Below are 14185 nucleotides of genomic sequence, written 5' to 3' on the forward strand. Positions count from 1 at the left end.
CTCAGGCAGGCGGCTTCAGGAAAAATCTCGATCCCCTAGACGCGCCGAATGCAGCGCCCTCTCGCCGGACCGGCTTTGCCGACCGTCAGAACAGAGAAACCGTCGAGAGCCACATCGGATCGCGGCGCGCGGCAGCATACCGAAGCTGAGCACGGCAGCTTGACCGAATGGGACAGCGGCTTGGCTCGACCCGGAAGCGCACTGTGTGTCTGACAGTCCAGTAAGGCTTGTCCTAGCGGAACGCTCCAGTTCGAAGCGGCCACAAACGGCGGTCTGCTGAAGGCGCCCCATAGCGAACCGGCGGAGTTGGTCTTCATCCGCATGCCCAATCTTTACCGGTGGGATCGGCTGCTTGGGGTCGTGAGCAAGCGGGAGGGCAAGGCCCGCTCCAACGTCTCTGCGCCCTGGAGCAGACCGGCAGAAACCCACCCCGCGCGGTCCGTCCGCTGCCGACCCATGTCGGCCCTTCGGCCCGCTGTTGGACGCCCCGAAAGCAGGGGAGTCCACAGACGCCATTCGGGCCGTCCGGCAAGTTCGGCTCTGGGCGAAAGGCGGCCGGACCAGGGCGCGCCCTCGGGTGACGCGCTGCCACAACCAAGGTCATCGCGCCCGGCGGACAATTGGCGCATAAGGGGGAATCACTGGCTTCGGACCCGGCCGTCAGTGCCTGAGAGCAGCGAGCGCTCCCGCCCTGATCACGCGGAGCATGTCTGTGTCTGACAGCAGGCCTTTAGCCATCCTCATCGCCGAGGCCGATGAACTTGTCCGTATGGTCACGGCCGACATGCTGGAGGATGTTGGCTTTCAGGCCATAGAGGTCCGCACAGCCGCCGAGGCGCTGGCGGTGCTCGAAGGACCGACCCCGGTGAGCATGCTGGTGACGGGGCGCGGCATCGTGGGTGATGGTGTTGCCCTTGCCCATCTCGTTCATCACCGTTGGCCCGCCGTCGGCATCATTGTCACCTCGGGAGCCGGATCGGATCTTCAGCGGGCGCTGCCGCCGGGCACACGCCTGCTCAGCAAGCCCTACGACTTTGCAGACCTCATCCACGAGGTGGACGCCGGCCTCGCACAGGTGCAGGAGGCGCCCGCAACCGCCCCCGTATTGCCGAGCGGAGTACCGCCTCACAGGGGAGTGGACCTGGGCAACGGCCTGGGAACCGTTGCCGGCCCCTCGACCGAGCCGGACAAGACGTAACCCCTGCTTCCATCACGGCCAGGTCTGAAGCCCGTCAGTTTGGCCGAGGCGATGTTCGGTTTGAGGCGTCGTCGCTCGCAGGCAGACGATCGCAAACCCGCCCGTCTCACCGATCCGGCGTCCTTCGTTGGCGTCTCCGAAGCGGACAGAGCCCGCTGCCGGTCCGCGACCTTTCGAACGCCTCGATCACCACGGAGCTCCGGAAGCAGGCCGAGCGCGAGGCCACCCGGGGCGACCTGGCCACCCGCGCGCGGAACACGGCTGCGATCGAGAGGGCGCTCGATGCCGCCGGCGGGACCGCCGACGACCGGACGCTCGTGCTCGACCGCATGGCCAAGCTCGTCGCGATCACCGCGTGCGACGGCGAGCGCGTGCCGAGCGTCGGCAAGGAGGCCGGCGGGACCCGGGGCGGATCACGATCGCTCCGGCAAGGGTCGACGTCCTGGCGGCCGAGCTTCGCGAGACGGACCCGCGGAACGTCAGACGGCAGGCGCCGAAGGGCCGCTCGACGCCCGCGCCGAAGCCCGCGGCGGCTCCGCTGACGGGCGATCTCGGGCGGTTCTCCCGACCGGGGCCGGACTACAGCTTGACCATGATCGGCGGCGTCGACCGCGAGGATCGTGCCGCTGACGACCGCATCGCGGCAGCCCTGGGCTCGCGAGCGCCTCGCAAGCCGTTGGCGACCACGGGATGGCCTGCGCCCAATACGCCGTCGCGGTCTCACGCGACCCACCCTGACCGCAGTGCATCCTGCCGAAACTTTTATTGTGCAGCGCAATCAGCGACTTATCATTTAAGTATCTCCGTTCTGGAAAATCACGGATCATTATTTGGATCAAATCTTCATTTCAGACATTGTTTATATGATCCGGCGCACGATTTAAATGAGGCGCAATAAGAGGGATAAATAACTATCCCCGCATCCCGATTGGCATCTGAATTTCGCAGAGCAGACATCGCCAATCGATTATAGGACAGGAATTTACAATGACATCCAATCAAAACACTGACCAGAACAGGCACAACAGGCAGTTCGACAAGGCCGCCGAGACCCTGAAGGCCAACGCCGACAAGTCCGCCGAGCAGACCACACAATTCGCCGACGCCGCTCGCGACGGTGTGAACAAGTTCGTCGATCTCAACGAGCGCGCCGCGGAGAACACCCAGCACATCGTGCAGAAAGGCGTCGAGACGGCCTCGCACCAAGCGCGCCAAGCCGCGGATCGCTTCAGCCGCACCCTCGGCTACACGGGCGAGGGCAGCGAGCGCTTGGCTCGGCAGTCCAAGCAGAACATGGAAGCAGTCGTTCGCTGCGGGACCGTGATCACCCAGGCCTTCCAGGACACGTCACGGATCTGGCTTTCGCTGAGCCAGAAGCAGTGGCAGCGCAACCTCGACGGCCTGAACAAGCTGGCTCGCGCCAAATCGGTGCAGGAGTACTCCGCGATCCAGAGCGAGCTCGTCCGTGAGGGGCTGCAATCCATGGTTCAGGACGGCAAAGCCCTCTCCGAGACCTCGGCGCGCGCCATCGAGGAGGCCGGCAAGACCTTCTCCGGCATCGCGCAGCAGGGCTGAGCGCGCGTGCGCTGAGACGCCGGACCGAAGGTCGAGCGATCCTCCTCGATCCGGCAATCAACCCGAGGGCGGTCGCTTCGGCCGCCCTTTTCGTTTGTCGCAGTCGTGTCGGTTCTCGTGCGGCGTGGCTCGGAGTGCGCGATGTACAACCCCTATGCCGTGACCCTGCTCGCTCTCGAGGCGCAAAGAGTCGTCGAACTTCGGCTTGTGAAACTCGCATTGGGCGGTGCCGACGGTCAGCTTGAGGCGCACCGAATGGTCAGCGAGAAAATCAGCGCATTCATCGAGGCCTCGGGCACCTTGATGACCGGAGGTTCGGTCGACGTGGTTGTCGCCCGCTACCGTGAGCACGTGGCTGCGAACGAGAAGCGTCTCACGGCGACCTGATCGGGATTGGCCGGCAATCGCCTTCGGGCAATCCGTGAGGCTCACGCAGCGCGCACAGACGTGGGAGCCGGGCGTGTCGCCGCCGCAGCCGCGTCTGCGTCTTCCAAACCCTTGCCCAGAAGCAGGCTGTCGCAAAACCACCCGACTGAGACACTCGGTGACCTGTCGGAGCAGGGCCGGAAACGGCTTACCCGAGTCGGCGCGCCTGACCAGGTGAAACGCACACGCAGCCCATGGCCCGACTGAGGCGGGCGAGAGACCGTGACCCTGCAGAGGGCCGCGACACACAAGGTAGGCTCCGGTGATCGTCGTGCAGAAGCGCTCACCGCCGGGGCCTCGACGTGGCGGCGACAGCAGGTCCGGCTCCCTTCAGCCACGGCTCGGATTCAGTCCGGACACCTGTAGATGTCGGCCTCGAAATCCCCATCCCCCTGGGTCATGTGCCAGACGCCGCCCCGCTGGCGCGTAAAGACGATGTCCGATCCCATCGTGATGCCGCTGCGAAACCGGCACGCGACGCCGAAGATGAGCCTGCTCCCTTCGCCGCGCCTGGTCTTTATCGCGCAGGTTCCGCCCGCGTACGTGATCTGCTGCGGTGTGATCGTCACCCTCAGGCTCGGGGGATCGGTCCTGTCGCCACGGCATGGCCGGTTCTGCAGGTATCGCCCCTCGAAAGCGTCTTCTGCGCAAGCGCGGGAACCGACCAGGACCATCGCTGCCGCCGCCCCGGCGACACACCACGCGCGGCCCATATCGCCCTCCAGATCAAGATCAAAGCGAATGTGAATACAGAGCCATGGCACCGCAATTGATCCATATCAATCTAATTACTGGCAATTTATGCTGATTTTTACATGACAATGGCACATATCGAGCACGCGAATGCCGCTTGTCATGACGCTGGCGCTCCGGAATCTGCTTCAGGATCGGCTTCGGTTCGTGGCCGCCGTCACCGGGATCGTGCTCTCGGTCGTCCTCATCCTGGTGCAGATGGGCTTGTTCTACGGCTTCGGGCGGATGGTGACGCTGATCGTCGATCACACCGCAGCCGATCTCTGGATCGTCTCGAAAGGAACGCAGTACTTCGAGGACATCTCGATTCTCGACGCGGAGATGCGCCAGGAGCTGAGCGCCGTCGACGGGGTGTCGGAGGCCGTCCCGGTGGTGGCGGGCTTCTCGGCTTGGCTGCCGCCGGACGGCGGATTGATCGGGATCTTCATCATCGCATCCGACCCGGTCGGTGGCCTGGCGCCGTGGAACATCGTGGAGGGTGGCCTCGACGATCTCGCGACCGCCGGCACCGTGTCGCTCGAACGGTCCTACGCAGACCAGCTGGGCGTGTCTGCGCGCGGCGAGACGGCACAGGTTCGCGGGCACCCGGTGACGGTCGGGGTGGTCACCTCCGGCCTGCGCTCCTTCACGACGCGGCCCTACGTCTTCACCGATTTCCGCAGCGCCCGATCCTATGTCGGATTACCGGCCAATCTGGTCACGTACTTCCTCATCCGGGCGAAGCCGGGGGCCGATATCGCGCGCATCCGGCAGGAGGCGCAGGCGCGTGTCTCCGGCATGGAGGCGCTCACGCCGGAACAGTTTCGCGCGCGGTCCCTGAATTTCTGGCTCTACCGGACGGGGGCCGGCGCGGCTCTCGTCGCGGGCGCCCTGCTCTCCATCATCGTCGGGACCGTCATCATCGCGCAGACGCTCTACTCCAGCACGAAGGAGCACCTCTACGAATTCGCGATGGTCCGGGCGATCGGTGCCTCCAACCGATACATCTACAGGGTCATCGCCTTCCAGGCGCTCGTGAACGCGCTGATCGGTCTCTCGGTGGCGACCGTAATCAGTATCGGGGTCGAGCGTCTGACCGCGACGAGCGTCGCCCCGGTGATTATTACCCCCGCCTTGGTGGCGGTCGCCTTCGCCCTCACGCTCCTCATGTGCGTCGCCTCCGGCATCGCCTCCATCGTCCGGATCATCCGGGTCGATCCCGCGAGCGTGCTCACCCGATGAGCGCCGCGATCGAAGCCGCGCGGGTGTGCAAGACCTACGGGCAGGGGCCGACGCGCGTCGAGGCGGTGCGGGCGCTCGACCTTGTCGTCCGCGCCCACGAGTTGACGGTCCTGGTCGGGCCCTCGGGCAGCGGCAAGACGACCCTGCTGTCCATCCTGGGCTGCATGTTGACGCCCACGAGCGGGACCGTGCGGGTCTGCGGCGTCCCGACCGGCGACGCCCGGCCGGAGGCGCTGGCGGCCATCCGGCGGCGGCACATCGGCTTTGTCTTCCAATCCTACCATCTGTTCTCCACGCTCACCGCGGGGGAGAACGTCCAGCTCGCCCTCGATATCCGCAGCGAGCGCGGCCCCAGGGCGACCGCGAAGAGCGCCGCGGTCCTCGCCGATGTCGGCCTCTCCGCCAAGCTGAACGCGTTCCCGCGCGAGCTGAGCGGCGGCGAGCAGCAGCGCGTCGCGATCGCGCGGGCGCTGGTCGCGGATCCGTCCGTCATCCTCGCGGATGAGCCGACGGCCGCTCTCGACTCGGAAAACGGTCGGGCGATCATGGCCATCCTGTCATCGGCGGCGAAGCAGCGCGGGCGGGCCGTCCTCGTCGTGACGCACGACGCGCGTCTCTTCCGCTTCGCCGATCGGATCGTGCACATCGAGGACGGGGCGATCACGCGCGAGGAACGGCCGGACGCGGACGACTGCGAGACGCATGCCCGGACCGTGGGTTCGCAGAGGGCCGGCCGCCCATGATCGACAGGCGGCAGAATCATCGCGGCCGGGCGGGTGTGGCGCGCGGCAGGCGGTCTTCTGGACGTCCGCGAGCCCGGGGCGCGGTGGCTTCGCAACCGGCCATGCGTACCCCCGCCGCGACAGCCGTGTCCGTCTGCTCGTCGCGGCGAGGCGCCCGTATCCGGACCATAACGGGCCTCCGCCATCAGCGCGTCCTGGCGCTGACGGACGCTCTGCCCTGAAGGCATCGACACGGGCATCGACACCGGCTTCGACGGCCTCGGCGCGACGGGCATGCCGCCGAGCATCCTGGAGGCGACGAGCACCGCATGCGCGTTCTCCTGACCGAGGGCAGCAGCACGTCTGCGCGCCAAGCCATCACGGCCCTGGCGCTCGCCGGGCACGAGGTCGCCTACTGCGATCCGGCCCGGATCTGCCTCGGGCGGTTCTCGCGCTTGGTCGTCCGCCGCTATCGCTGCCCGCCCCTCGGCACGGATCCGGAGGGGTTTCGACACTTCCTCCACGAGACGCTCTCGCGGGAGAGATTCGATGTCCTCCTGCCCATCCACGAGCAGGGATACCTCGTCGCCCGCTTGGCCGACGAACTGCGCCCACGGGTTGCGTTCGCGGTTCCGGCCTTCGAAAGCTACGAGCGCGTCCTGACGAAGCTCGGTTTTCGCGGCCTGCTGACCGAGCTCGGCCTGCAACAGCCCCCAACACATTTGCTCGACGATCCGCGCAGCCTCGCCCAGCACGCGGCCTACCCGTTCGTCGTGAAGGCCGCCCTGGGCACGGCGAGCCGCAGCACCTGGTTGATCCGTTGCGAGGCGGACCGGGACCGTGCCGCGGCCGAACTCGCGCATGTGGCGACCCCGGGCGAGCCGATCCTCGTGCAGGCATGGGTGTCCGCGCCCCTCGAGCAGGCGCAGGCCGTCTTCCAGGAGGGGCGGCTCGTCGGGTTCCACGCCACGCGCAGGCTCGTCGAGGGAGCAGGCGGCGGCGCGGCGCTCAAAGAAAGCGTTCATCGCCCCAATGTCGCCAGCGATCTTGCAAAGATCGGCTCCCATCTGTCCTGGCACGGCGCATTGTCCGTCGATTACTTCACGGACGACCGCGGCGAGCGCCCGCTCTACATCGACGGCAACCCGCGCCTCGTCGAGCCGATGGCCGCCAGCCTCGCGGGCCTCAACCTTGCGGACCTGCTGGTCCGCGTATCTGCCGGTCACAGCATCGCGCCCGGCCGCATGGGTCGGCCGGGGGTGCGCACGCGGCTCGCCCTGCAAGTCCTCCTCGGTGCGGCGCTTCGGGGCGCCCGCCGGCGGAACCTCGTCGCGTCGATCCTGCAGCTTGTCGGCCGCCCAGGACCCTTCGCGCAGGCGCGCGAAGAATTGACGCCGGTGCGTCTCGATCCCTTGAGCGTCCTGCCGGTGGTGGGTGCGGCGCTCATGCTCCTCGCGCGGCCGGCCTGCGCCGGGGCGATGGTGCGGCAGGGATGGGGCACTCACCTCCTGACACCCGAAGCGATGCGGCACATTCGAGATCTGGCCTAAGCCTCCAGCTCGCCCGACCCGGGCCGCCCAATCGCTGCATTGTATTGGCCGCCAATTCCGCACCAATACACCGGCGGAATTGATCGAGATCAACGCAATAAATGAGCGGGACATCAGCATCGCATCGAATTCCAGAGAAATCCGATGACCGCCGTCGATCTCGTTACGGGTGGATGCGGCTTTATTGGCCGCCATCTCGTCCAGTCGATCATTGCCACAGGGCGCAGCGTGCGCGTGCTCGACTGTGGCGACCCGCGTGGCCTTTCGGCTGACGCCGAGTATCGCCGCGGCTCGATTCTCGATGCCGCCGCCCTGTCGTCCGCGATGGTCGGGATCGCGCGCGTCTATCATCTGGCCGGCGACGCGCACCTGTGGGCCCCCGAGCGGGGTGCCTTGGCCCGCGTGAACGCCGAGGGCACGGAACGCCTGCTGGCCGCAGCGCCGCCTGCCGCACGGGTCGTGCATTGCTCGACCGAGGCGGTGCTGCTCACGGGGTTTCGGGATGCTGCGCGGGTGCGCGACGGCGATCTCCCATCCCTGGACCGGATGGCCGGTCCCTATACACGATCGAAATGTCTGGCCGAGCAGGCGGCGTTCGCCGCCGCGCAGGCGGGCCGCGATGTCGTGATCGCGAGCCCCACGGTCCCGATCGGACCGGACGACTGGAACATGACGCCGCCCGCGGCGATGCTCGCCCTCTTCCTGACCGGGCAGACGCCGTTCTTCCTCGATTGCACGCTCAACCTCGTCGATGTCCGGGACGTGGCCGAGGGGCTGCGTCTGGTGGGGGAGAAGGGACAGGCCGGGCAGCGCTACGTGCTGGGCGGCGAGAACGTGCCGCTGCGGCAGCTCCTCTCCAGGCTGGAGCGGATGACGGGCCGACGCATGCCGTCCATGGCGTTGCCGGGCAGCCTCGCGATGGCGGTGGCCATCGTTGCCGAGTGGTTCGCCGATCATATCTCCCACCGAAGTCCGGTGGCCGTGCGCGAGGGCGTGCGCCTTGCGCTGCGTTCCACGGCGTTCGACCACAGCAAGGCGCGCCGGGAACTCGGCTACGAACCCAGACCGATCGACGAAGCACTGGCGCTGGCGGTCGCATGGCTCACCGAGCGGTCCGTCCCGCGCGCGGATGTGGCCGCACCGGCCCGCAGCACCGGCTTTGCGTCCTGATCGGCCCGATGCCGTCGAGCGGGGTGTCGCCGGCAGGCGGGCTGCCGGACGCGCATCGGTCGCCGGAGAGGCTCGAGGCCGGCCCAGCCCGCAAGTCACTGGCGCTCCTGACAATCGGCGGCCGGATGCTCTCCCGCGCCGACGCCAGGTCGGTTCTGGTCTTCGGCGCGACCGGGAGATGGCTGATCCGCAGGACGCGCCACTCGGCCGGGAGAGCGACGGGATGAGGCCTCCACCGATCACGCGCCGCCCGAGCGCCCCCGCCTTCATCTTCGACGTCGACGGCGTCCTGCTGGCGTCCCCGCATGAACGTGCCTGGCGCGAGGCGCTCGCCGGCGTCGCGGATCCTCGGCCCTTCACCACCGCCCTGTATCAGGCGCAGGTCGCCGGAAAGGCCCGGATCGACGGCGCCCGCGCGGCCCTCGCCGCGCTGGGTCTACCGGATACCGAGCGCCTCGTGTCGGCCTACGCCGATGCGAAACAGCGCTGTCTCGAGCGGATCGTTGCGGCCGAGGGCGTGACGGCCTTTCCGGACGCCCTCCGCTTCGTCCGGGCCCTCGCCGACCGGGGCTGGCCCCTGGCGGCGGCCTCGTCCTCGAAGAACGCGGAGGCCATGATGCGCGCGGTGCCGCTGAGCCCGGACCGGACGCTGCTCGACGCGTTCGCGGCCCGCATCTGCGGCCGCGCCCTGCGCCACGGCAAGCCGGACCCCGAGATCTTTCTGCTGGCCGCCGCCGAATTGCGGGTCGTCCCGGCCCGCTGTTTCGTGGCCGAGGACGCCCCCGTGGGCATCCGGGCCGCCAAGGCCGGCGGCATGACGGCCATCGGCATCGCCCGCCTCGGCGACGCCGACGGATTGCGGGCAGCGGGGGCCGACCGGGTGGTCACGAGTTTCGACGAGATCTGCATCGAGCATATCGCGCCGCCGTCTTCGGGAGATGCCGCATGAGCGTGGCCGACACCTTGGCCGAAGACATGATCGCTGGAGGCGATCCGTCCTGGCTGCTGCGCGAGACCGGATACGAATTGCTGCGGGAGAGCACCTTCGAAACCCGCTTCGCCCTCAGCAACGGCTTTCTCGGCGTGCGGGGCGGGCTGGCTTCCCATCTCGGCGCCTGCCGGGCTGTTCCGCCGCGGATCTACGTCGCCGGATTGTTCGACACGCCGACGCCCGACAGCGTGGTTCCGGAACTGGTGCCGGCCCCCGACTGGACGCAGGTCCGCATCCTCCTGCCGGACGGCCCGCTCATGCGCTGCCCGGACCGGTCCTCGCGGGCTCTGACCCTGGACATGCGACGGGGGGCCCTGTTCATGGAGGCCCGCCAGACCTGCAACGCCCCGCTCGATGTCTGCCTGCGCTCCCTGCGGCTGGTGTCGCTGCACGCGCGTGCGATCGGCATGCAGGTGATCGAGCTTCGGATCGAGAGCGGGGTCAGCGACCTCACCTTCGAGGCCGCGTTCGGGCCCACGGATTTCGAACTCGCGCCGGAACGGGCGGAACTCGACCTGAAGGCGTGGCGCACCTGGCGATCCGGCCGGAGCCTCGCCATCGCGGCGGCGGCCTCCCTGGAGGTCGACGGGATCGAGCGTCAGCCCGTGATGCGGGGCGACCTGACCTGGAACTGGAGCTGGACCGCCCAGCCGGGCCAGATCGTGACCTTCCGGCGCATCATCGCGGTGACCCGCCACCACGCCACCGACGTCCATGCGGGCGCCCGGGCCCGCAAGGAACTGGCCGCCGCGCGCACGCTCGGCTGGCGCGGCATCCTCGCCCGCCACGAGGCGGCCTGGGCCGAGCGCTGGCGCTGCAGCGACATCCGGGTGACGGGTGACGCCGCCGCCCAGGCCGCACTGCGCTTCGCCATCTACCACCTGAACGGGGCGGCGAATCCGGAAGACCCGCACGTCTCCGTCGCAGCCCGCGCCCTCACGGGGGACGATTACCGCGGCCACGTCTTCTGGGACACCGAGATCTTTCTCGTGCCCTTCTACGCGCTGACTTGGCCGGAGGCCGCGCGCACCCTCCTGATGTACCGCTTCCGCACCCTGGACGCGGCCCGCGCCAAGGCCGCGCAGATGGGCTGTCGGGGCGCCCTCTACGCCTGGGAATCGGCCGATAGCGGGTCGGAGGTCACGCCCGCCCAGACGGTCGGCCCGGACCGCAAGATCCTGGACGTCCTCTGCGGCAGCCAGGAGCAGCATATCAGCGCCGACGTGGCCTATGCGGTGTGGCAATACTGGCAGGCGACCGAGGACGAAGCCTTCCTGCAGGAGGCTGGGGCTGAGATCATCCTGGAGACGGCTCGTTTCTGGACCTGGCGTGCGGCGCTGGAGGCGGACGGCCGACGTCACATCCGCACGGTCATCGGGCCGGACGAGTATCACGAGGGCGTGGACGACAACGCCTTCACCAATGGGATGGCCCGGTGGACCATCGCGCGCGGCCTCGACGTCGCCGCCCTCGTGCAGGCCCGCTGGCCGGAGACGTGGGCGCGCCTCGCGCGGAGTCTGGACCTCGGCGAGGCGGAACTGGCGCACTGGCGTGAGGCGGCGGAGGCCATCGCCACCGGCTTCGATCCGGCCACGGGGCTGTTCGAGCAGTTCGCGGGCTTCTCGGCCTTGGAGACGGTCGATTTGAACGCCTATGCCGGGCGCTCGGTGCCGATGGATGTCGTGCTGGGGCGCGAGCGGACGCAGCGGGCGCAGGTCATCAAGCAGGCCGACGTCGTCGCGCTCCTGGCCCTCCTGCCCGAGGCCTTTCCGGGCGCGAGCGGCGGGACCAACTTCGACCATTACGAGCCCCGATGCGGGCACGGGAGCTCCCTGAGCCGGGCCATGCACGGCCTCGCGGCCGCGCGGCTGGGGCGTGCCGAGGCAGCGCTGAGCTACTTCCGCCGAAGCGCGGCAATCGATCTCGCCGACACCCATGTGGCGATCGGCGGCGGCATCCACGTCGCGGCCCTCGGCGGGGTTTGGATGATAGCGATCCTCGGCTTCGCCGGGTTGTCGCTGCGGGCTGACGGGCTCGCTTTCGATCCGTGCCTGCCGGCCGACTGGCAGAGCCTCGACTTCAGGATCCGGTGGCGCGGGCGGGACCTGGCCGTGGCCATAGACGGGACGACCCGTGTGCTGCGTGTCGCCCTCGACCGGGGGGCTCCCATGACGGTCTTCGCCGGAGGCGCCGCCTTCGTCATCGCGATGGACCGGCCCCTGACGGTCAAGGGCGTCGGCGGATGAGACCGTCGTCCTGGAGCGGGCGGCGGATCTCGGTTGCGGGACCGGGACCGCCCGCCCTCTCCCCTCCGTGAGCGATCCCCGCCGCGACGCACGCCGAGGGGCCATCCCCGGGATGTTGATCGGCGATGGGTTCGGCGCCGATCCAGCCAGCAAAGCACGGTTGCCCGTCACGGACGGCAGCCGCCCCCCATGCCGGTCCGCGTGGGGCGACCGGAGGTTCGCTGCGGCGTCATGCGGAGCCGCGTTCGACCGCGGCTCCGAACAGGCTGCGCGTTAAGCCCGCTCGACCGACGGATGTCGCCACCCCGCGCGGCGGTCGCAGACGGGCCGAGACATTTGAGCTGGCGCAAAGCGACGAGCGGCCGAACGGCGCACTTCCCGAAGCGACGTGGGAGGCGCTCATGGACCCGAGTCAGCGCAAGTTGAGCTGGGCGCTCTGGTCCGTGGCAGCGGCCTCCTTCGGCGTCCTGCTCGTCCACGATCTCTGGGTCGGCTTCAGCCAGACGGACGCGATCCCCTACAGTCAGTTCGAGCAATTGGTCGCCCAGGGAAAGATCGCCGAGGCGACCGTCGGCACCGACCGGATTGCGGCCACGCTGAAGGAGCCGGCGGACAACGGCCACCGGTACGTGGTGGCGACGCGCGTCGATCCAGCCCTCGCCGACAGGCTTTCGGCCAAGGGCGTGGTGGTCAAGGGAGCCCCATCCACGGGCTTCATGACGGGCCTCCTCTCCTGGATCCTGCCTGCCTTCGCCGTCTATTTTCTGTGGCGCGCCCTCTTCAGCCGCGTGTCCGGGCGGAGCGGCCTCGGTGGCCTCATGGCCATCGGAAAATCGAAGGCCAAGGTCTATGTCGAGACCGACACGAAGGTGACGTTCAAGGACGTGGCCGGCGTCGACGAGGCCAAGGCCGAATTGCAGGAAACGGTCGCCTTCCTCAAGGATCCCAAGTCCTTCGGGCGGCTCGGGGCGCGGTCACCGAAGGGCATCCTGCTCGTCGGGCCGCCGGGCACCGGCAAGACGCTGCTCGCGCGCGCCGTCGCCGGCGAGGCCGGCGTGCCGTTCTTCTCGATCTCGGGGGCCGAATTCATCGAGATGTTCGTCGGCGTCGGCGCCGCCCGGGTGCGAGACCTGTTCGAGCAGGCCCGCGAGGCCGCGCCTGCCATCATCTTCATCGACGAACTGGACTCCCTCGGCCGCAGCCGCAGCGGCACCCAGATCCTGGGGGGCCACGACGAGCGCGAGCAGACCGTCAACCAGCTCCTCGCGGAACTCGACGGGTTCGACCCGACCACCGGCGTGATCCTTCTCGCTGCAACGAACCGGCCGGAGGTCCTGGATCCGGCGCTCCTCCGGCCCGGCCGTTTCGACCGGCAGGTGCTCGTCGACCGCCCCGACAGGAAGGGCCGTGTCGAGATCCTGAAGGTGCATGTCGGCAAGGTCCGGCTCGCCGGGGAGCTCGACCTGGACGAGGTGGCGGGCATCACGCCCGGATTCACCGGTGCCGACCTCGCCAATCTCGTCAACGAGGCCGCCATCGTGGCGACCCGGCGCGGCGGCGCGGACGTCACCTATGCCGACTTCACGGCCGCCATGGAGCGGATCGTGGCCGGGCTTGAGAAGCGCAGCCGCGTGCTTGGGCCGGAGGAGCGCAGGCGCGTGGCGTTCCACGAGATGGGACACGCCCTCGTTGCCGCGAGCCTGCCGGGTGTCGATCCGGTCCTGAAGGTCTCGATCATCCCGCGCGGCGTCGGGGCGCTCGGCTACACGATCCAGCGTCCCACCGAGGACAGGTTCCTGATCACGGCGAGCGCGCTGCGGAACCGGATCGCGGTCCTGCTCGGCGGCCGTGCGGCCGAGGCGCTGGTCTTCGACGGGGATGTCTCGACCGGTGCCGCGGACGACCTGCAGCGCGCGACCCAGATCGCGCTGGAGATGGTGACCCGGCACGGGATGACGCCGGAGGTCGGCCAGCGCACCTATCTGCCACCCGCGAACCCGTTCCTGTCCGAGATCGGCAGCGACCGGCCGAACGCGTCCGACCTGACGGCTCGCGAGATCGACGTTGCCGGCCGGGACATCGTGGCGGGGGCATTCGAGACGGCGACAGAGATCCTGAGACGGCGGCGGCAGGATCTGGAGGGCGGTGCCGCGCTCCTCCTCGACGTGGAAACGGTGACGGCGGCGGAGTTTCCCGCGCTCAGGCCGGGCCCGGAACGAGGCCCGTCTCCCGAGCCCGAGCGGCGGCGCGCGCCGGTCGTCCGGCTGCCGGTCGATGCGAAGCAGGGCACCGACCGATGAAGCCGGCGGCCATCCGGGCCGACGGCGCGGCCG

The 14185-nt window shown here is 68.9% G+C and carries 11 protein-coding genes; 10 read left to right on the top strand and 1 reads right to left on the bottom strand.

The window, feature by feature from the left end; translation table 11 throughout:
* Positions 1–706 precede the first annotated feature (706 nt).
* The 3 genes from BM396_RS21560 to BM396_RS21570 all read left to right on the top strand — a co-directional run bounded on the left by BM396_RS21560 (position 707) and on the right by BM396_RS21570 (position 3160).
* The gene (locus BM396_RS21560) at positions 707–1198 is read left to right on the top strand and encodes a response regulator (protein ID WP_075380933.1); all 492 of its coding nucleotides are present in this window, start codon (positions 707–709) and stop codon (positions 1196–1198) included.
* Between the two features lie 987 nt (positions 1199–2185).
* Complete coding sequence (locus tag BM396_RS21565) at positions 2186–2773, top strand: phasin family protein (protein ID WP_043356803.1); 588 nt, start codon at positions 2186–2188, stop codon at positions 2771–2773.
* 141 nt (positions 2774–2914) lie between these two features.
* Complete coding sequence (locus BM396_RS21570) at positions 2915–3160, top strand: hypothetical protein (protein ID WP_043356801.1); 246 nt, start codon at positions 2915–2917, stop codon at positions 3158–3160.
* Between the two features lie 386 nt (positions 3161–3546).
* On the opposite strand, the gene BM396_RS21575 is transcribed toward BM396_RS21570, so the two are convergent.
* On the bottom strand, positions 3547–3963 hold the full coding sequence (locus tag BM396_RS21575) for a hypothetical protein (protein ID WP_244538928.1): 417 nt from the start codon (positions 3961–3963) through the stop codon (positions 3547–3549).
* A gap of 79 nt (positions 3964–4042) precedes the next feature.
* Here BM396_RS21575 and BM396_RS21580 point away from each other — a divergent pair, with 79 nt between their 5' ends.
* From BM396_RS21580 to ftsH, 7 genes are all read left to right on the top strand, one after another.
* Entirely contained in the window at positions 4043–5173 is a 1131-nt protein-coding gene (locus BM396_RS21580) for an ABC transporter permease (protein WP_043383985.1), read from the top strand.
* The gene (locus BM396_RS21585; RefSeq protein WP_051976110.1) at positions 5170–5916 is read left to right on the top strand and encodes an ABC transporter ATP-binding protein; all 747 of its coding nucleotides are present in this window, start codon (positions 5170–5172) and stop codon (positions 5914–5916) included. The genes BM396_RS21580 and BM396_RS21585 overlap by 4 nt, the downstream gene beginning before the upstream one ends.
* A gap of 308 nt (positions 5917–6224) precedes the next feature.
* On the top strand, positions 6225–7445 hold the full coding sequence (locus BM396_RS21590) for an ATP-grasp domain-containing protein (RefSeq protein WP_043383986.1): 1221 nt from the start codon (positions 6225–6227) through the stop codon (positions 7443–7445).
* A gap of 144 nt (positions 7446–7589) precedes the next feature.
* Positions 7590–8615 carry an NAD-dependent epimerase/dehydratase family protein gene (locus tag BM396_RS21595; protein ID WP_043383989.1) on the top strand — a complete coding sequence of 342 codons (1026 nt, stop codon included), beginning with the start codon at positions 7590–7592 and terminating at the stop codon, positions 8613–8615.
* 223 nt (positions 8616–8838) lie between these two features.
* Positions 8839–9564 carry an HAD family hydrolase gene (locus BM396_RS21605; RefSeq protein ID WP_043383993.1) on the top strand — a complete coding sequence of 242 codons (726 nt, stop codon included), beginning with the start codon at positions 8839–8841 and terminating at the stop codon, positions 9562–9564.
* Positions 9561–11852 (top strand): glycoside hydrolase family 65 protein, encoded by a 2292-nt coding sequence (locus BM396_RS21610; protein ID WP_043383996.1) that lies wholly within the window; start codon positions 9561–9563, stop codon positions 11850–11852. The genes BM396_RS21605 and BM396_RS21610 overlap by 4 nt, the downstream gene beginning before the upstream one ends.
* A gap of 401 nt (positions 11853–12253) precedes the next feature.
* Positions 12254–14152 carry an ATP-dependent zinc metalloprotease FtsH gene (gene ftsH / locus BM396_RS21615; RefSeq protein WP_075380941.1) on the top strand — a complete coding sequence of 633 codons (1899 nt, stop codon included), beginning with the start codon at positions 12254–12256 and terminating at the stop codon, positions 14150–14152.
* Positions 14153–14185: the final 33 nt, after the last annotated feature.

The sequence above is a fragment of the Methylobacterium sp. UNCCL125 genome (genome assembly GCF_900116795.1).
Classification (GTDB): domain Bacteria; phylum Pseudomonadota; class Alphaproteobacteria; order Rhizobiales; family Beijerinckiaceae; genus Methylobacterium; species Methylobacterium fujisawaense.

What these genes read in the sequence shown, in the direction of transcription:
- BM396_RS21560 (WP_075380933.1), top strand. Translation starts at nt 707, where the DNA reads ATGTCTGTGTCTGACAGCAGGCCTTTAGCCATCCTCATCGCCGAGGCC.
- BM396_RS21565 (WP_043356803.1), top strand. Translation starts at nt 2,186, where the DNA reads ATGACATCCAATCAAAACACTGACCAGAACAGGCACAACAGGCAGTTC.
- BM396_RS21570 (WP_043356801.1), top strand. Translation starts at nt 2,915, where the DNA reads ATGTACAACCCCTATGCCGTGACCCTGCTCGCTCTCGAGGCGCAAAGA.
- BM396_RS21580 (WP_043383985.1), top strand. Translation starts at nt 4,043, where the DNA reads ATGCCGCTTGTCATGACGCTGGCGCTCCGGAATCTGCTTCAGGATCGG.
- BM396_RS21585 (WP_051976110.1), top strand. Translation starts at nt 5,170, where the DNA reads ATGAGCGCCGCGATCGAAGCCGCGCGGGTGTGCAAGACCTACGGGCAG.
- BM396_RS21590 (WP_043383986.1), top strand. Translation starts at nt 6,225, where the DNA reads ATGCGCGTTCTCCTGACCGAGGGCAGCAGCACGTCTGCGCGCCAAGCC.
- BM396_RS21595 (WP_043383989.1), top strand. Translation starts at nt 7,590, where the DNA reads ATGACCGCCGTCGATCTCGTTACGGGTGGATGCGGCTTTATTGGCCGC.
- BM396_RS21605 (WP_043383993.1), top strand. Translation starts at nt 8,839, where the DNA reads ATGAGGCCTCCACCGATCACGCGCCGCCCGAGCGCCCCCGCCTTCATC.
- BM396_RS21610 (WP_043383996.1), top strand. Translation starts at nt 9,561, where the DNA reads ATGAGCGTGGCCGACACCTTGGCCGAAGACATGATCGCTGGAGGCGAT.
- ftsH (WP_075380941.1), top strand. Translation starts at nt 12,254, where the DNA reads ATGGACCCGAGTCAGCGCAAGTTGAGCTGGGCGCTCTGGTCCGTGGCA.